Origin of the sequence: Pseudomonas sp. IT-P218 (assembly GCF_949767605.1) — a bacterium.
Lineage (GTDB): Bacteria > Pseudomonadota > Gammaproteobacteria > Pseudomonadales > Pseudomonadaceae > Aquipseudomonas > Aquipseudomonas putida_AE.
Window position 1 is genome coordinate 169983 of record NZ_CATKQQ010000044.1, and the last position, 17118, is coordinate 187100.

15 protein-coding genes are annotated in these 17118 nt (G+C 60.7%); 6 read left to right on the plus strand and 9 right to left on the minus strand.

Annotated features, from left to right (window positions below; all coding sequences use genetic code 11):
- Window positions 1-5 precede the first annotated feature (5 nt).
- On the plus strand, window positions 6-1439 hold the full coding sequence (locus ACM6I6_RS21195) for a TolC family outer membrane protein (protein ID WP_274076014.1): 1434 nt from the start codon (window positions 6-8) through the stop codon (window positions 1437-1439).
- Between the two features lie 85 nt (window positions 1440-1524).
- Here the strand turns inward: ACM6I6_RS21195 and waaA are convergent, their stop codons facing one another.
- Together waaA and ACM6I6_RS21205 are read right to left on the minus strand one after the other, a co-directional pair.
- Window positions 1525-2802, minus strand: coding sequence for a lipid IV(A) 3-deoxy-D-manno-octulosonic acid transferase (gene waaA / locus ACM6I6_RS21200; protein ID WP_414920666.1), 1278 nt, complete (start codon window positions 2800-2802; stop codon window positions 1525-1527).
- Window positions 2795-3709, minus strand: coding sequence for a LysR family transcriptional regulator (locus ACM6I6_RS21205; RefSeq protein ID WP_274076016.1), 915 nt, complete (start codon window positions 3707-3709; stop codon window positions 2795-2797). Before ACM6I6_RS21205 ends, waaA begins: the two co-directional genes overlap by 8 nt.
- A 103-nt stretch (window positions 3710-3812) precedes the next feature.
- Between ACM6I6_RS21205 and ACM6I6_RS21210 the strand changes: the two genes are divergently transcribed.
- From ACM6I6_RS21210 to ACM6I6_RS21225, 4 genes are all read left to right on the plus strand, one after another.
- Entirely contained in the window at window positions 3813-4145 is a 333-nt protein-coding gene (locus ACM6I6_RS21210; protein WP_414920667.1) for a DMT family transporter, read from the plus strand.
- Between the two features lie 181 nt (window positions 4146-4326).
- A complete protein-coding gene (locus tag ACM6I6_RS21215; protein ID WP_414920668.1) occupies window positions 4327-5502 on the plus strand; it encodes an NAD(P)/FAD-dependent oxidoreductase in 1176 nt (391 codons plus the stop codon).
- Window positions 5499-6311 carry an aldo/keto reductase gene (locus tag ACM6I6_RS21220; protein WP_274076018.1) on the plus strand — a complete coding sequence of 271 codons (813 nt, stop codon included), beginning with the start codon at window positions 5499-5501 and terminating at the stop codon, window positions 6309-6311. The genes ACM6I6_RS21215 and ACM6I6_RS21220 overlap by 4 nt, the downstream gene beginning before the upstream one ends.
- Window positions 6312-6344: 33 nt before the next feature.
- Window positions 6345-7313: a metal ABC transporter ATPase gene (locus ACM6I6_RS21225; RefSeq protein ID WP_274076019.1), complete on the plus strand. Its 969-nt coding sequence runs from the start codon at window positions 6345-6347 to the stop codon at window positions 7311-7313.
- 69 nt (window positions 7314-7382) lie between these two features.
- Here ACM6I6_RS21225 and hldE read toward each other — a convergent pair whose 3' ends face one another.
- The 3 genes from hldE to ACM6I6_RS21240 form a co-directional block, all read right to left on the minus strand.
- Window positions 7383-8807: a bifunctional D-glycero-beta-D-manno-heptose-7-phosphate kinase/D-glycero-beta-D-manno-heptose 1-phosphate adenylyltransferase HldE gene (hldE, locus tag ACM6I6_RS21230; RefSeq protein WP_274076020.1), complete on the minus strand. Its 1425-nt coding sequence runs from the start codon at window positions 8805-8807 to the stop codon at window positions 7383-7385.
- A 199-nt stretch (window positions 8808-9006) separates the two neighbouring features.
- A complete protein-coding gene (gene msbA / locus ACM6I6_RS21235) occupies window positions 9007-10812 on the minus strand; it encodes a lipid A export permease/ATP-binding protein MsbA (protein ID WP_406591484.1) in 1806 nt (601 codons plus the stop codon).
- A 15-nt stretch (window positions 10813-10827) separates the two neighbouring features.
- Complete coding sequence (locus ACM6I6_RS21240) at window positions 10828-12000, minus strand: O-antigen ligase family protein (protein ID WP_414920669.1); 1173 nt, start codon at window positions 11998-12000, stop codon at window positions 10828-10830.
- A 110-nt stretch (window positions 12001-12110) separates the two neighbouring features.
- Here ACM6I6_RS21240 and ACM6I6_RS21245 point away from each other — a divergent pair, with 110 nt between their 5' ends.
- Window positions 12111-12716 (plus strand): toluene tolerance protein, encoded by a 606-nt coding sequence (locus ACM6I6_RS21245; protein WP_274076131.1) that lies wholly within the window; start codon window positions 12111-12113, stop codon window positions 12714-12716.
- On the opposite strand, the gene ACM6I6_RS21250 is transcribed toward ACM6I6_RS21245, so the two are convergent.
- The 4 genes from ACM6I6_RS21250 to ACM6I6_RS21265 all read right to left on the minus strand — a co-directional run bounded on the left by ACM6I6_RS21250 (window position 12711) and on the right by ACM6I6_RS21265 (window position 17113).
- Window positions 12711-13805 carry a glycosyltransferase gene (locus ACM6I6_RS21250; RefSeq protein WP_274076023.1) on the minus strand — a complete coding sequence of 365 codons (1095 nt, stop codon included), beginning with the start codon at window positions 13803-13805 and terminating at the stop codon, window positions 12711-12713. The genes ACM6I6_RS21245 and ACM6I6_RS21250 overlap by 6 nt on opposite strands.
- 48 nt (window positions 13806-13853) lie before the next feature.
- Window positions 13854-14615: a glycosyltransferase family 2 protein gene (locus ACM6I6_RS21255; protein ID WP_274076024.1), complete on the minus strand. Its 762-nt coding sequence runs from the start codon at window positions 14613-14615 to the stop codon at window positions 13854-13856.
- Window positions 14616-14670: 55 nt separating this feature from the next.
- Window positions 14671-15627, minus strand: a complete 957-nt coding sequence (locus ACM6I6_RS21260) for a glycosyltransferase (RefSeq protein WP_414920670.1) — start codon at window positions 15625-15627, stop codon at window positions 14671-14673.
- 85 nt (window positions 15628-15712) lie between these two features.
- Entirely contained in the window at window positions 15713-17113 is a 1401-nt protein-coding gene (locus tag ACM6I6_RS21265) for a PIG-L deacetylase family protein (RefSeq protein ID WP_406591487.1), read from the minus strand.
- Window positions 17114-17118 lie beyond the last annotated feature (5 nt).

Below are 17118 nucleotides of genomic sequence, written 5' to 3' on the forward strand. Positions count from 1 at the left end.
CGCCTATGCTGCGCAAACTCTCACTGGCCCTTGCCGTGTCTTGTGCGTCCAATGGAATGGCCTGGGCAGCAGAAGCGCCCTTATCGACCAGGACCGATCTGGTCAGCGTCTACCAGGAAGCGGTGAACAACAACGCCGACCTCGCCGCTGCCATCGCCCAATATGGCGCCCAGAAGGAAGTCGTGCCCCAGGCCCGTGCCGGACTGCTGCCCAATCTGTCGGGCGGTGCCGATGTTGCCAACGTACGCACGGCGATCGATCAGCCGTCGGCCACGGCCAACCGTAATGCCCATTCGTACCAGGCGACCCTGGCGCAACCGCTGTTTCGCGCCGATCGCTGGTTCCAGTTCCAGGCCGCCAAGGACGTCAACGAACAGGCCGCATTGCAGCTTTCCGCGACCCAGCAGAACCTGATCCTGCAGACGGCCGACAGTTACTTCAACGTGTTGCGCAGCCAGGACAACCTGGCCTCGACCAAGGCCGAGGAAGCCGCGTTCAAGCGTCAGCTCGACCAGTCCAACGAACGCTTCGATGTCGGTCTCTCGGACAAGACCGACGTACTGAACTCGCAAGCCAGCTACGACACCGCACGCGCCAACCGCATCGTTGCCCAGCGCCAGGTGGATGATGCCTTCGAAGCCTTGGTCACCCTGACCAACCGTCAGTACAACTCGATCCAGGGCATCAGCCACAACCTGCCGATCCTGCCGCCCGCGCCGAACGACGCCAAGGCCTGGGTCGAAACGGCGGCCAGGCAGAACCTCAATTTGCTGGCCAGCAACTACGCCGTCAGCGCCGCCGAGCAAACCGTCAAGCAGCGCAAGTCCGGCCATGCGCCGACACTCGACGCCGTGGCGCAATACCAGAAAGGCGACAACGATGCACTGGGTTTCAGCAACCCGAGCGCCTTCGGCCAACCGTACAAGGGCGACGTCGAGCAGACCTCGGTTGGCCTGCAACTGAACATCCCGATCTACAGCGGTGGCCTGATCAATTCCCAGGTGCGCCAATCCTATGCGCAGCTGGACCAGACCGAGCAGCAACGCGAATCCCTGCGTCGACAAATCGTCGAAAACACCCGTGACCTGCACCGCGCGGTGAATACCGATGTCGAGCAGGTGCAGGCGCGCAAGCAATCGATCATCTCCAACCAGAGCGCGGTGGAAGCGACCGAAATCGGCTATCAGGTGGGCACGCGAAACATCGTCGACGTGCTGGATGCACAGCGCTCGCTCTACACGTCGGTGCGTGACTACAACAACACCCGCTACGACTACATCCTCGACAACCTGCGCTTGAAGCAGCAGGCCGGTACGTTGAACCCGGGGGACTTGCAGGATCTGGCACGCTGGCTCAATCCCAACTACAACCCGGACAAGGACTTCCTGCCGCCGGATCTGGCGAAGGCCGCGGCTGAGCAACTCAAGGCAAGGCCTTAAAAGCAAAAGATCGCAGCCTTCGGCAGCTCCTACATTGGAATGCATCCCCCTGTAGGAGCTGCCGCAGGCTGCGATCTTTTTGTTTCTAACGGTCGATCAACCGCCCCAACCCATCCAATAACCGCTGCAGCGCCCCCTGATTGGCGCGCATCACCTTCAACCCCGCTTCCGACATCCGCTGCGCATCGCGCGGCAATTCGAACAGGCGCTGCACCGCCACCGCCAGACCTTGCGCATCCTCAACCTCCTGCAACGCCCCGGCACTGCGCAACTGCGCTGCGATTTCAAGGAAGTTGAACAGATGAGGGCCGCTCAGCACTGGCTTGGAGAGTGCCGCCGGCTCAAGCAGGTTATGCCCGCCATTGGGCACCAGGCTACCGCCGACGAACGCGCTGTCAGCCAGGGCATAGAGAAACAGCAACTCGCCCATGGTGTCACCCAGCAACACCGAAGTCTTTGCGGTTACGGGTTCGCCCGTGGAGCGACGGACTGTTTCGAACCCCTGCTGAAGGCACAATTCGAAAACCGGGTTAAAGCGCTCAGGATGGCGCGGCACCAGAATCAGCAAGGCATCGGGATGGCTCGCGAGCAACTGGCGATGGGCTGCCAGGACCACCTCGTCTTCGCCATCGTGGGTACTGGCGGCAATCCACACCGGGCGTTCCTGCGCCTGCCATTGCCCGCGCAACTCGGCGGCACGCTGCAACAGTTGCGGGTCGATGGTCAGGTCGAACTTGATCGAGCCGGTGACTTCGACGGTTTCCCCCCGCGCGCCCAACTCACGAAAACGCTGGGCCTCGGCTTCGGTCTGCACCGCAAACAGGCTCATCTCGGCGAGCATCGGAGCGGTCAGTTTTCTGAAGCGACCATAGCCCCTGGCCGAACGCTCGGACAGCCGCGCATTGGCCAGCGCCACGGGAATCCCGCGCTTGGCGCATTGATGGATATGGTTGGGCCAGAGTTCGGTTTCCATGATCACCGCCAGTTTTGGCTGGACGCGATCAAAAAAACGCTTGGCGGCGCACGGCAAGTCGTACGGCAGATAGCAGTGCTGGATACGCGGCTCGTTGGCGAACAACGCCTGGATGCGCTCCGAACCGGTGGGGGTCATGCAGGTAACGGTGATCGGCAGCTGTGGATAACGTTGCAGCAAGGCGCGAATCATCGGCGCGGCGGCAATGCTTTCGCCTACGGACACCGCGTGCACCCAGATTCCTCCGGGTTTCATCGTCGGCATCCCGTAGGAGAAACGCTCGCCGATGCGCTTGGCATAGGCCGGCGCCTTGCGCGAGCGCAGCCACAGCCGAATCGCCACCAATGGCAGCCCCAGGTAAAACAGCACGGTGTAGAGAGTTCTATTCATGGCGGCGGAGTTTATCGGTTTTTTCACCGATCGCCTGCAGATGCACGGCAAAACGTTCCGCCAACCAGCGAGCCGCCGGACCCAGCGGCTCATCGCGCCGCCAGACCAGTTCCACCACCAGGGCCGGCGGGGTCCATTCGCTGACCAGTTCGACCATCAAATCCTGATACGCCGGGTACTGAACTACGTGCCGTGGCAGCCAGGCCCAGCCAAGACCGCGCACCAACCATTCAGCCATCACATAAAAGCTGTCGGCCCGCCAGACCTGCGGGCTGGCCGGTTCGCTGCCGGGGTAGACGCTGGACTGGGTGGACATCAGCAACTGGCGATGCTGCGCCAGTTCCTGGCAGTTCACTTCAGCCTTTGCCGCCAATGGATGCCCGACGCCGCATACCGTGACCATCTCGACACTGCCCAGCACCCGCCGCTCCAGGGCTTCAGGAATTTGATCGTGGTAAAACAGCAACCCCAAATCGGCCCGACGCTCCACAAGTTTGCGCGCCACATCGCCTTGGGCAGCGCTGGTCAGCTGCACTTCAATGCTGGGAAATTTTTCCGCCAGGGCTTCGAAGCTTTCGATGATCGGCTGGTACGGCATCGCCTCATCCTGGGCCAGGCGCAGACGGGCCTCCTGGCCGCGCATCATCGCCAGCGCCCGGCCATTGAGACGCTCACATTGGCGCAGCACTTCCCGCGCCTCTTCCAGCAAGGCGTTGCCGGCCTCGGTGAGTTTCGGCTGGCGGCCGCTGCTGCGGTCGAACAGGCTCACGCCCAGGTCTTCCTCCAACAGCGCAATTGCACTACTGACCGCCGACTGGGCTTTGCGCTGGTCCCGTGCCACGGCAGAAAACGAGCGTTGCTCCGCCACGCCGACAAACAGGCGCAGTTGTTCAAGGTTCCATTGCATCGACAAACCCATCTTCATAACAGATAGGTAATGACTTTACCGCATCTGGAGAATCTCTAGAATGCCGAACTCAACAAGCAACACTTCATACGAGGATTGACCCATGACCGCTTACTACTACCTGGCCATTGCCATCTGCGCCGAAGTGATTGCCACTGTTTCGATGAAAGCGGTCAAAGGCTTCAGCACCCCGCTGCCGCTGCTGCTGGTGATCGTCGGCTACGGCATCGCCTTCTGGATGCTGACCCTCGTGGTGCGCAGCGTACCGGTGGGCGTGGCTTACGCGGTATGGGCCGGCATGGGCATCGTGATGGTCAGCGTCGCGGCGCTGTTTATCTACGGGCAGAAGCTGGATTTGCCGGCGATGCTGGGGATGGCGCTAATCGTCCTGGGTGTCGTGGTGATTCAGTTGTTCTCCAAAACCGCCGGACACTAAGACTCACGCACAATCCAATGTGGGAGCGGGCTTGCTCGCGAATGCGGTGTGTCATCCAGCATTGAAGCCGACTGACACGACGCCTTCGCGAGCAAGCCCGCTCCCACAATTGATCACCAACAAATCCACGCTTCTTCGAGTCTGTATACTGCGCCCTCGTCTTGAACACTGAGGTCGCCGCATGCCATCCGTTATTTCCACCGACGTTCTCATTGTCGGCGCTGGTGTCGCCGGCCTCTGGCTGAATGCGCGCCTGCGCCGCCAGGGTTTTTCGACCGTGCTGGTGGAAAGCGCCAGCCTCGGCGGCGGGCAGAGCGTGAAGTCCCAGGGCATCATCCATGGCGGAGCCAAATATGCTCTGCATGGCGCACTGACCGGCGCCTCGGAAGCCATTGCCGACATGCCGCGGCGCTGGCGTGAAGCCCTCGCTGGCGACGGCGAACTGGACCTGTCGGGCGTGCGTCTGCTGTCCGAGGCCCACTATCTCTGGTCACCGGGGACCATTGCCGGCAACCTCACCAGCTTCTTCGCCAGCAAGGCCGTGCGCGGTCGCGTCGATCAGGTCAAGGGCGACCAATTGCCACCGGCCCTGCAAGACAAACGCTTCAAGGGCAAAGTCTATCGCCTCGCGGAACTGGTGATCGATGTACCGAACCTGATCCAGCGCCTGGCAGACCTCGCGGGCGACGGCCTGCTCGCCGGCCAGAAGATCGAGCCGCTGCTCGAGGGTGGCGTGCTGGTCGGCCTGAAGGTGGACGAACGCGAGATCCGCGCCCAACGCATCGTATTGAGCGCCGGTGGCGGAACGGCGGCGTTGCTCGAAGCGCTGGGGTTGACCCAGCCCGCCATGCAACGTCGCCCGCTGCACATGATCATCGCCAAAGGCCCAAGCCTCAAACCGCTGTACGCCCATTGCCTGGGCGGCGGAACCAAGCCGCGCATTACCGTGACCACACACCCGGCGGCCGATGGCCAGTGGGTCTGGTACCTGGGCGGCGACATTGCCGAAGCCGAAGGCGTGGCCCGTGAACCCGCCGAACAGATCGCCACCGCGCAAAAAGAACTCGGCCAGTTGTTGCCATGGATCGACCTCAGCACGGTGCAATGGGCAACCCTGCGCGTGGACCGCGCGGAGCCATTGCAATCGGGGCTGACCCGCCCCGACAACGCCTTTGTGGCCGAGGAAGGTCGCCTGCTGGTGGGCTGGCCAACCAAACTGGCACTGGCGCCGGACTTCGCCGACCGGGTGATCGCCAGCCTCGCCCGCGATGGCATTCAACCGGGCCCCGCCAGCGCATTGCCGCCGCTGCCAAAACCGCCGATGGGCGTCCCGGCCTGGGAGCAACTGCTGCCATGAGCCAACCGACTTTGCACGACCTTCACCGCCCCTTGGGCAGCACTGGCCTGACAGTATCGCCACTAGGCCTGGGCACGGTAAAACTCGGCCGCGATCAAGGGGTGAAGTACCCCAACGGTTTCCAGATTCCCGATGATGACGAAGCGCGCATGCTGCTCAAACTCGCGCGTGATATGGGCATCAACCTGATCGACACCGCGCCGGCCTATGGTCGCAGCGAAGAGCGCCTCGGCCCGCTGCTGCGGGGTCAGCGTCAGGATTGGGTGATCGTCAGCAAGGTCGGCGAAGAGTTTGCCGACGGGCAGTCCCGCCATGATTTCAGCGCCGCCCACACCCGCCTCTCGGTGGAGCGCAGCCTGCAACGCCTTGAAACTGATTTTATCGACCTGGTGCTGGTGCACTCCGACGGCAACGACCTGGCGATCCTCAACGACTGCGAAGTCTACGCAACCCTTGCCGCACTCAAGGCCGAAGGCAAGATTCGCGGCTTCGGCTTTTCCGGCAAAACCGTCGAAGGCGGCTTGAAGGCGCTGGAGCAAGGTGATTGCGCCATGGTCACCTACAATCTGAACGAGCAAAGCGAAAAGGCCGTGATTGACTATGCTGCTGCTCACGGCAAAGCCATTCTGGTCAAGAAAGCCCTCGCCAGCGGTCATGTGTGCCTGAGCCCAGGCGTGGACCCTGTGCGCGCCAGTTTCGAGTTGTTGTTCGAACATCCCGGCGTGGCCAGTGCTATTGTCGGAACGATCAACCCGCTGCACCTCGCCCATAACGTGGCGACCGTTGCCCAGGTCCTACGTAGCCACTGATGCCGCCCCACGCGGCCTAAAGCAGGAGCCGACATGCCGCGTACGCTCATTAGAAAGAACCCGAGCAACTTCAAGACCCTGCCGTTATTCGTCGAAGCGACTCCCGAAGGCCTGAGTTATCAGAGCGTCGGGAGGCCGCTGAATTTCTCCCAGATCCTGCAACGTCGGCGCCCGGTGACCGTCGCCGATACGCAACGCTTTTCCCTGGAATTGGCCAACCTCGGGGTTTCGGTTCGCCTGACACTGCATTGGCAGAATCGCGATTACTGGGTACTGGTGCGCCAACGGCGGCAGGACCGCGGCGACGTGGTGCTCAAGCTGATTTCCGGCTACGTGCCGGCCCATGAGCTGAACCTGCCGTTGCACACGGCCATCCAGGAAATTGCCGAGGAATGCCTGCTGGAAACCCCGGAAGGCTGGCTCGGCGGACGCTTCAACGACACCTGGCTACCCGCGCCCTACTCCAGCGCCCTGCACTACCGCGAAGCCCTGCCGTTTCGCCTGTCGCCGCTGTCCGGCTCGGCACGTCCGGTACGTTGCGCCAACCTGCCATTGATCGAACGGCCACGGGCCTACGTGCACTTGCCGACCGCATCGCTGCAGTTGATCTACGACTTGCGCCTGGAGGTGCCCAAGGAAGCCAAGTCCCTGAGCCTGTTTCACGTCGACGAACGCCTGGAAGGCGATCAATTGGTCGCCCGCCTGGATCGCAAGCGTCCCGACCTGTACCTGATGCCTTTGCAGGATGGCCACCCCCTGGCCGAGCTCTACACCTTGAAAAAGGATCAATTGCACCCGGCGAGCACGCGTGGGCTGTACCTGGCCGAAAGTTTCGCCCGGCAGGAAGGCTGGCTGGTGAAAGATGAGCGGATTCGCTGGAAGGACTGGGTGCGGCAGCAGGGTTTGACGCCGCCGGGGAAGGCTTCGGGATTGGCGCGATTGCGTGGCAAGGCCAGGCAACTGCTGAAGAAGATTGTGCCGCGTAAAAAGGTCAACTCTTAAAAGCAAATGATCGCAGCCTGCGGCAGCTCCTACAGGGTCACGTGCCGCAAGTTGCGATTTTTTTTGGGTTTATTCGGACTTGCGGATCTTCTCGACAATGGCGGTCGTTGAGCTGTTTTCCACCAGCCCCAGCACTTTCACGGTCCCGCCGTAAGCGGTCACGATGTCCGCACCGACCACTTGGTCAATCCCGTAGTCCCCACCCTTGACCAGCACGTCCGGCTTGACCTCGCGCAGCAGGTTCTCCGGTGTGCCTTCAGCGAAACTGATCACCCAATCGACCGCGCCCAGACCTGCCAGCACCGCCATGCGCCGGTCGACACTGTTGATCGGACGGCCGGGCCCTTTCAGGCGGCTGACCGACGCATCGTCGTTGACCGCGACGATCAGGCGATCGCCTTGCGCCCGCGCCTGCTCCAGGTACGTCACGTGCCCGGCATGCAGGATGTCGAAGCAGCCGTTGGTGAAGACGATCTTCTCTTTATGCGCACGCGCATCATCGACTGCCAGCAACAGCTGCTCCAGGCCCAACACGCCGCGCTCGGAGCCTTCTTCACGCTGGATAGCCCGACGCAGTTCCGGCGCGCTGATGGCCGCCGTACCAAGCTTGCCGACCACGATGCCGGCCGCCAGATTGGCCAGGCCCACCGCGTGCGGCAGCTCTTCACCCGCAGCAATCGCCGCTGCCAGGGTGGAAATCACCGTATCGCCAGCACCGGTCACGTCGAACACTTCACGGGCGCGTGCCGGCAGGTGCAATGCCGGATGATCAGGCCGCAGCAGGGTCATGCCGTGCTCACCACGGGTCACCAGCAAGGCGCCAAGGTCCAGGTCGTGCATCAGCTGCGCGCCTTTGCTGACCAATTCGTGCTCATCGGCGCAACCACCGACGATGGTTTCGAATTCGCTGAGGTTCGGCGTGATCAGGCTCGCTCCGCGATAAATGGAGAAATCCTTGCCCTTGGGATCGGCCAGCACCGGAATGCCACGGGCGCGGGCGGCCTGGATCAACACCTGATGGTTTTTCAGTGCGCCCTTGCCGTAGTCGGACAGCACCAGCACCTTGATGCCTTCGAGCAGTTCGTCGACTTGCACGGACAACGCCAGGGAGTCGGTGGCGAACGGTTCTTCGAAGTCGATTCGCAGCAGTTGCTGGTGACGACTCATGACCCGCAGTTTGACGATGGTCGGCTGGTGCGCGATGCGCTGGAACAACGCGCGCACACCGGCCCCCTTGAGGCTATTGACCAGGCTGTCGGCGGCTTCATCGTCGCCAGTGACGCCGACCAGCGAGGCTGGCGCGCCAAGGGCGGCAATGTTCAACGCAACGTTGGCGGCACCGCCCGGGCGGTCCTCGATGTGTTCGACCTTGACTACCGGTACTGGCGCCTCAGGGGAAATCCGTGAGGTACCACCATGCCAGTAACGGTCGAGCATGACATCGCCGACCACCAAGACAGGGGCTTGATCGAATCGCGGCATGGACAACTTCATGGAGCAACCCACATACAAAATGAACAGGGGCGCGATATTAACACAGGGTGGGCACAGGCTTGTGTGACGGCTGCAACGGGATCTTGCGCCAAGGCTTTTTGATCAATTATTGAGCAAGAATCGCGCATGGATTCACTCGAGCGGCGCATTGCACGCCGGCTGAGCATCAGGGTGAGCCAGGCTCACCCTGAAGTCGGTGTCAGGCGATGTCTTCGGCCGGCGTATCGAGCCCCATCGCATGCAGGCGCGAATAGTAGCCATTTTGCGCCAGCAATTGCGTGTGGGTGCCACGCTCGACGATTTCACCCTGATCCATCACCAGAATCAGGTCGGCCTTTTCGATAGTCGACAACCGGTGAGCGATGACCAGCGTGGTACGACCTTTCATGACTTGATCCAGGGCTGCCTGAATGTGCCGCTCGGACTCGGTATCGAGCGCCGAGGTGGCTTCGTCGAGAATCAGCAACGGGGCATTTTTCAGCAAGGCCCGGGCAATCGCCAGGCGCTGGCGCTGGCCGCCGGACAGCAGTACGCCGTTTTCCCCGACCTGGGTATCCAGGCCTTGCGGCATCTGCGCGATGAAGTCCATGGCATAGGCGTCCGCAGCAGCCTTTTCAATGTCTGCGCGAGGTGCGCCAGCCAGGTCACCGTAGGCGATATTGTTGGCGATAGTGTCGTTGAACAGGGTCACATGTTGTGTGACTTGGGCTACGTGCCGACGCAGGTTGCGCAGACGGTAGTCTTCGATTTCGACATCATCGAGCAGGATCTCGCCGATTTCATGATGGTAGAAGCGCGGTATCAGGCTGGCGAGTGTCGACTTGCCGCTGCCAGAGCGACCAACCAGTGCGATCATCTGCCCTGGCGCCGCAGTGAAGCTGATGTTCTTCAGCACTTCACGCTCTGTCCCGGGATAGGTAAAGCTCAGGTTGCGCACCTCCAGGTAGCCATTGACGCGGTCGCGCTCAACGGTACCGTGGTCGACTTCCGGCTCGACGTCCAGTTGCTCGAAAATGCTTTCGGCACCGGCGACACCTTTCTGAATGGTCGAACTGACTTCCGACAGCTGCCGGATCGGCTTGGGCAGCAGACCCGCCGCCGTGATGTAGGCCACCAGGTCACCGGCGGTGGCATCACCGCGCAGGAACAGCACCAGGAACATCAGCACGGCCATGGCGGTGTAGATCACCAACTGCAACATCGGCGTGTAGACCGCCCCGGTCTTGGTCATGCGCAGTTGCTTGTCGGTATTGCCCTGGCTGGCTTCGGCAAAGCGCCGCTCTTCATAGCTCTCGCCACCGAAGCTGCGCACCACGCGATAACCCTGGATGGTCTCGGACGCCACATGGGTCACATCGCCCATGGCCACCTGGATCTTCTTGCTCTGCTTGCGGAATTTCTTGCTGGTGTTACCCACCATGAGTGCAATCAGCGGCAGGATGGCCAGCATCACGATGGTCAGTTTCCAGTTCATCCACAGCAGGTAGGCAAACAGGAAGACCACGGTAAGGCCTTCGCGAATCACCACCTTGATTGCATCGGTAGCGGCACCGGTCACCATGGTCACGTTGAACGTGATGCGCGAGATCAGATGCCCGGAATTATGCGTATCGAAATAGCGGTTTGGCAGAACCAGCAACTTGTTGAACAACTCGACCCGCAGGTCATGCACCAGCCCCAGCGAAACCTTCGCCAGGTAATAGTTGCCAAGGAAGGAGCCCAGGCCTTGCCACGCCGCGATCAGGATGATCAGCAATGGCACGGCCATCAGCAGCTGCAAGTCCTTCAGATAAGGGACGTTGGGGAAGAGCACCGCTTCAGGATTGCTCAGGCCATCGACGAAATACTTGAGAATCCCCGCCAGCATCGGCTGTGTGGAGGCAAAGATCACGAAGCCCACGATACTCAGCAAGAAAAGGCCGAGATAAGGTTTTACATACCCCAACAGCCGAAAATAGATTTTCAGGCTGGAGTCCTGTCCCGCTTTGGGCGGTGCGTCACTCATCGTAGAGCTCACTGGTTAGGAAGAACGCGAAATTTTATCACAAGCGTCGGGATTGGCCCGCGCCCATACCAAAACACTGGCCAGGCCAATGGGTAACCAGCTGATAAACCATTCGGCCCTCGGTGTCCCGTTCAGGCTGGCGGCATCGAATTGCATCGCCAGGGTAGAGAACAACCAGATGCCGATGATTCCCTTGGCATAGAGCGTTTCCCGAACCTTCCAGGCCTCGCGCAGTACTGCGATCCAGGTCGCCACCCACAACAACAACCCTGGCAGGCCCAATTCGATGGCTACGTGGGTGAACAGGTTATGGGCGTGGTCAAAATGCTGCCCATCGGCGAACACATTGTAGTTACTGCCAAGGCCCAGGCCGCGCCATGGGTGTTCCGCGATCATTTGCAAACTGGCCATCAGGATCTGCGGGCGATAGGAAACACCGCGCGACAGGACCAGGGATTCGAAAAGCCAGAACGCCAGCATCGCGATGATCAATGCGAGCGCCGCGACGAGACGACTGCGTCGGTCACGGCACCAGACCGGCATGGCCAGTATCGTGAGAAACAGTGCCAGGGCCGCGCCGCGACTCTGGCTGAGCAGGACAAATATCCCCAGAACGCCCAATGCAAGGGCATAGACTACCTGCATCAAGCCCGTACGCGGTGTCCAGAGTACCAGCCACACGGCTGCCAGCCCGATGACGTAGCCGCCCAGGATCGGATGGGACAATTCGCCCAGCCCTTCCACGCGTGAAACCCAGACGTTGCCATGCATTCCATAAAATTTGACGATCGCCACCAGCGCCGTGACAGCCAGCCCTATACCTCCCCATTGCATGACGCGGATCACGCGCTCGGGTCGGGCATTGGCGAAAACCGGAAAGAACAACAGGAACACCACGATGTACAGCACGCGCTTGGCTGCGCGATCAGGATCAGGCGTGTTCGACCATGAAAGACTGAGCAGTGACCAGATCACCAGCCCCAGCAACGGCAGGTAGATCCAGCGCTGTTCATGGAACAATTCCCGAAGCCGGGCCCGTGCGGACCAGCAGAGCATGATTGCAGGCAACCAGAGAAACACCACCAAGCCTTGCTGATAGAGCTTGTTGGTAGGCGCAATGGCGATGGCCAACAAAAACCACAAAAGACCTACTGTCATCCATGCTTGCGCCCAACGAGTTTCTTGCATCAAATTGCTCCTGTAAGCGTTCGCTCACCCAACCCGACATGGTTAAAGCTGAATTTTTTCGGCATCATTGCCCGCCATGGCGCCCCGTTCTTCCAACAAGGCTTTCTACGATGCAATGTTCCCGGCTCCCTCAAGCCACCCTGAATCAAATGATTGACGGTGCCAAAGTATTGGAGGCCGACAGTTACGGGCCAAAAGTCTACCTGTTGCAAGACGGGAATATCCTCAAACTGTTTCGTCGCAAGCGTATATTTTCATCCGCCTTGTTTCGGCCTTACTCGAAACGCTTCATCGACAATGCCGTCGAACTGCAGAAGCTCGGTGTGCCGACCTTGCAGGTCCTGCAGTATTACCGACTGCAGGCGCCCGGCATGACAGCCGTGCTGTACCAGCCGCTGCCAGGCCAGACCCTGCGCCAGATCGCCAGCAAGGACGGTTTCAACTGGCCGCAAGCCTTGCCTGAACTGGCCGGATTGATACGTCGACTGCATCAATCGGGGATCTACTTCCGCTCACTGCATCTGGGCAATATTGTGATCACGCCCGACAATCAAATGGGCCTGATCGATGTGGCTGACATGCGTTTCCTGCGAGCCCCTTTGCCTCGGCATCTGATCAAACGCAACCTGCAACACTTCGCGCGCTATATTGCACGCGAGAACCTGAACGACACCTTTCCGATGCAAGCATTGGAGCAGGCAGTGCTGCCCTCATGAGAGTAGTGCACGGGCGGTCTGGCTGAAGCTCAGCCAGGCTTGATCCGGCCCTAATGCCTGGAACTGATCAGCGGCGACCGCTGCGGCAGAGACGCTGAACGCTCGCAAGATCGCGTCGCGCCAGGCGTTCACATCATCAACCGGGGCGTACCAGCCACTATCGGCCAGCTGTTCGCGAAATACCGCCAGGTCACTGGACAGTACCGGAACCCCCGCCATGACCGCCTCCTGCATGATCAGCCCCAGACCTTCCTCCCGCGACGGGATCGCGACCCAGTCGAACGCACGATAAAGACGCGCCGCATCATCAAGATGCCCCGGCAGCAAGACTTGCCCATGCAGCCCCAGCTCATCAATACGAGCCTGCAGCGAGGCGCGGGTGCTGCCTTCCCCGACAATCACCAATTTCAGGTCGGGGCGCTCCCGCAATGCCGCCGCAAAAGCATCAAGCAGGCAGCCGAAGCCCTTTTCCGAAACCAGGCGCCCCACCGCTCCCAATACCGGCCCACCGTCCGCAGGCAAGCCCAACCGGGTCCGCGCCTCTTCCCGAGGAAGCAAAGCGCAACAGAAGGCGGCAGGCTCAAAGGCACTGCGCAAGGTCATGACCGGTATTTGCAAGTCACTGCTCAGTGAGGCTGCGAGGGTGTTCGACACTGCAGCCAAGGCCAGCTGGGAAGCCGGGAGCTGTTGAAAGAGCACTCGATCACCCGCATGCAGCCGAGTCGCCCCATGAAAGATGACCACGACGCGGATATGCGGCAAGGACTTGAGTATCGGTAACAGCGTGCGCGCTACGCCCAATCCGTCGAGCAACAACAGTCGTGCGTCGCTGTCCTGGAGGGCGCGGTGAAAGCGGGCTCGCATCCAGGGTTTGGTCAATCGCCAGAAATGCCGCCCTTTCAATCGGGCAGAAGACAGTCCCCACTCGCGTATCTCACCGACGTCCACTCCGCATTCGGCGGCGTCTCCCTGGAGCAACCAGGTTTTCACCGGGGCCGAGGGCAAGGCTTGAGACAGTATCTGCTGATGCACCTTGTGGATCGAGGCAAACGGAGCACCACCTGCCCACATCACGTTGAGAATACTCATAGGGCAAGCAGCCAATACAAAAGGTTATGGGGATAAGCTGCGGTGTCGCTACTTGATGGACCAGCCAATGCAGACTCCCAACAACAAAAACAAAACGAACTTGACCTGTTCGCGCCGGCTGCGACGCGCCTTGCGCTGTCGCTCTACAGGCGTTTGCACGTGCAGGCCAAACCCGGTGTGCATGACTGCGTCCGCTTCAAGCGTCAGGGCAGTCAGGTTCAACTGTGCGTATCGCTGTGACAGCGCTTTCTCGCCAGCGTGCCCGGAAAAAGGCGCGCACAATCGATATTCCTTGACCCGTCGCAGGCCTGGGTTCAGCGAGAACCCCTGCCACTCCGGCTTGTCGGAAATCAATGGATGGCAAGCCACTCCACCGACGACTTCACGCGGCCCCAGATGAATGTAGGGGCTGTGAACCCGCAGATCATGAGTATAGCTACGCAACCATACTTGCAGGATTTCCGGGCGAGATTGGAGAACGGTCATGGAGTCCTCCACAAACCCTGGGCGGTAGAATTCCCAGTCATCCTCGCAATGGAAGATATAGCTCGTGCTGACGTGTTCGTACGCCAGGTCGATCGACGCCAGCTGACCCAGCTTGGGTCGATTGACGAAGACCGTACAGTGATCCTTCCAGTGGGCTGGAATCACCGCGTGTACCTCTGCGTCACCTGCATCCTCGGTGATGAACACTTCGCGGATGGGCGCCGTATTGAATCGATCGAAGCTCTCGAGGGTGGTCTTGAGCAGGTCCAGGCGACCACAGCTTGTGACCACCAGCGTGATGTCACTCTCGTGGGAAAAATGCACGGTTGTCTCAACAAAGTAGAAGTGGCCAGCAATATCAATGGCTGGCCAACGCTTGTCAAACACCCAAATTGAGTCGAATTCTTTCCAACAGACTCAACGGCGCGCGAGGGCGCAGTGCAGGCTCAAGTTCTTCGACGATACGTTGGCCGATGCGGGCAAAGCTGAATTGGTTGACCGCCAACTCCCGACCATTGCGAGCGATGCTCTGCGCCAGTTGCGGTTCGCTGCGCAGTCTGGCCAGTTTCTCCTGAAGCTGCGCAATGTCCTGGTAGAACACCACGTTGTGCATGTCCTGCAAGCCCAGCGCCTGGTTTTCCGCTGCGCCCTGATCATAAGTCAGCAAGACACAGCCACAGGCCATGGCCTCGAAATTCTTGATCATGAACTCGCCCATGCCGACGTCGGCACTGACGAAAAAGCGAATGCGGTTGAGCGTATCGCGGTACTCCTCGCCGGATTTGGTGCGAGTCACCACCAAAGGCTCGACGCGACCCAGTTCATCGAGCAAGGCCTTGCGACCGCTGTAGGCGACGCTGTTGGTACTGCCGACGAACGCCAGCTCGATATCCCGCTCGCGCCCCTGATCCGCAAGTTGCGTCTGGTCATAGCCCTTGGGCACGAACACCGCATCGAAACCCTCTGCACGCAGGCGCTCGGTGACAACGAAGCCGGAACTGATGACCCGCGCCCAGGGCAGGCGACGGTAGTGCGCGCTGAACTTGCCGGTGTACTTGCAAGGAATGTAGTTCTGGTAAGCATCGTGTTCGAGAATGACCAGGTTGGGAATCGTGCGGATAAATCCGACCTGGCGGATCTCCTGCTTGAAACGCAGGAAAAACACGATCCGGTCGTATCGGGACACATCGACTTCACGCCGGAAATAACTGCGCAGGTTGCGCTGTTCCTTGCTGCTCAACCACCGCAAGTCGCACTCGCAATGAGCCGCGACCCCGTCGTACAGACGGTCCAGAATGGCCCGCTGATCTTTCTGCACCAGAAATAGAACTTTCATCGTCTTCCTTGCCACAACAGGCAAATGGAGCAACACCTGAATCCGAACCTGCCGCCAGGCAGCCGACCTTCAGGCCCATGACACCTTACAAACGCCAAAACAGTTCCTGGCGTCGCACAGCCTTGCGAAAAAATTCATTATCGCCGTATGGCGAACCGCCCCGCCCCGCGAGCAACCGCTGCAAACCACGCCGCAGGCGACGCTTGAAGGGAGCCGGTGGCTGCAGGTCGTGCATCATTGCCAATGCCATGGCCTTGTCACGCTGCTGCGCCAGGGAAAGCTGCAGACACCAGGGATGCATCTGCTGGCCCGGATCGAACACAGGAGGAAGGGCAATACCGGCTCCGGTGTCACCCATGGGCCAGCGATCGTTGTCGTGCAGGTGATTGGCATACCCCAACAGCGTCGGCTGCCAATCAAGACCCTTTAGCGCTTCGAGCACCGCGGCCTGCGCGCAAATGTGATCGGGATGGGGGTCGAGGGTCGGGTGCGGCAACACGATCACCTCAGGCCGAGCCCGCAGCAGCAGGGCTTGCAGATCCGCCAGCAGGTTGTTCCAGGTGGGCGCGCCATCGACATCGCCCGGCAGGCCAAACGGGTTCAACTGACGAAACAACCGGGTGTCGTCCAAATCCGCTTCCCGCGAGCCTATCGGCTTGGCGGGCGATGCCTGCATGGCCGCCAGTTGCAGGCAGAAATAGCCCAACTGCACGCAATGGGCTTGCGGTACACCGGCCCAGCGCGGCACGGCGATGCTGTCCCAGGCGCGCAACCGGCCTTTGAGGCGCGCCGCCTCGACCTTGTCCATGCCCATGCGCTGATAATGTTCGGCTTCGATTTCACCGGCGGTGAGCGTCACGATCCAGGTCTCGTCCGCCTGGCTGTACAAACCGTAGGCCGCCAGCTCGGCATCATCGGCGTGCGGGGCGATGACCATCACCCGTTGCCGGCGAAAGTCCGGATGCTCGAATGCCCACAGGACCGGCTCGCCCACCAGCCGGCAGAAACGCCCGCGCAGACGCAACTCACCACGCGACAGCACCTGAGCCTGGCCACTGAGATTGAGGTAACGCAGGCCGTTCACACCCCGCTCGAAGGTCTGCCGGTCCGGGTTATCGCCACCCAACAACTCGACCATAGGATCGAAGAAGCGTCCCAGCCACGTGCTTTTTACCTTCAGGGCCAGCACCAGCGTCGCGTCGTCGACCAGCATGACACCCTCGTCCAGGCGCAGATGCTCCCCGTTCAGGTGCACCTTGGGCTGCGGGGTGTAGGGCGCAAACGTGTATTGATAGTGGTCGTTCGGCGAATAGAACAGGTGATCGGCAAACCAGGCTTCGTGGACCACCCAGCCCACCACCGCCAGCACCAGCGGCAACCACCACGCCACCAGGATGCCGCAAAGGATCAACAGCACCAGTGCGACCAGCAGACCGATGCGTTTGTTGCGCCGGTGGCGCTTGAGCAATTGCTGTTTGCGGTTCATGGGCT

Coding starts and splice junctions, on each gene's coding strand:
- ACM6I6_RS21240 (WP_414920669.1), bottom strand. CDS start 12,000: ATGCAAGAAACTCGTTGGGCGCAAGCATGGATGACAGTAGGTCTTTTG.
- ACM6I6_RS21205 (WP_274076016.1), bottom strand. CDS start 3,709: ATGCAATGGAACCTTGAACAACTGCGCCTGTTTGTCGGCGTGGCGGAG.
- ACM6I6_RS21250 (WP_274076023.1), bottom strand. CDS start 13,805: ATGAGTATTCTCAACGTGATGTGGGCAGGTGGTGCTCCGTTTGCCTCG.
- ACM6I6_RS21245 (WP_274076131.1), top strand. CDS start 12,111: ATGCAATGTTCCCGGCTCCCTCAAGCCACCCTGAATCAAATGATTGAC.
- msbA (WP_406591484.1), bottom strand. CDS start 10,812: ATGAGTGACGCACCGCCCAAAGCGGGACAGGACTCCAGCCTGAAAATC.
- ACM6I6_RS21215 (WP_414920668.1), top strand. CDS start 4,327: ATGCCATCCGTTATTTCCACCGACGTTCTCATTGTCGGCGCTGGTGTC.
- ACM6I6_RS21225 (WP_274076019.1), top strand. CDS start 6,345: ATGCCGCGTACGCTCATTAGAAAGAACCCGAGCAACTTCAAGACCCTG.
- ACM6I6_RS21260 (WP_414920670.1), bottom strand. CDS start 15,627: ATGAAAGTTCTATTTCTGGTGCAGAAAGATCAGCGGGCCATTCTGGAC.
- waaA (WP_414920666.1), bottom strand. CDS start 2,802: ATGAATAGAACTCTCTACACCGTGCTGTTTTACCTGGGGCTGCCATTG.
- ACM6I6_RS21210 (WP_414920667.1), top strand. CDS start 3,813: ATGACCGCTTACTACTACCTGGCCATTGCCATCTGCGCCGAAGTGATT.
- hldE (WP_274076020.1), bottom strand. CDS start 8,807: ATGAAGTTGTCCATGCCGCGATTCGATCAAGCCCCTGTCTTGGTGGTC.
- ACM6I6_RS21195 (WP_274076014.1), top strand. CDS start 6: ATGCTGCGCAAACTCTCACTGGCCCTTGCCGTGTCTTGTGCGTCCAAT.
- ACM6I6_RS21220 (WP_274076018.1), top strand. CDS start 5,499: ATGAGCCAACCGACTTTGCACGACCTTCACCGCCCCTTGGGCAGCACT.
- ACM6I6_RS21265 (WP_406591487.1), bottom strand. CDS start 17,113: ATGAACCGCAAACAGCAATTGCTCAAGCGCCACCGGCGCAACAAACGC.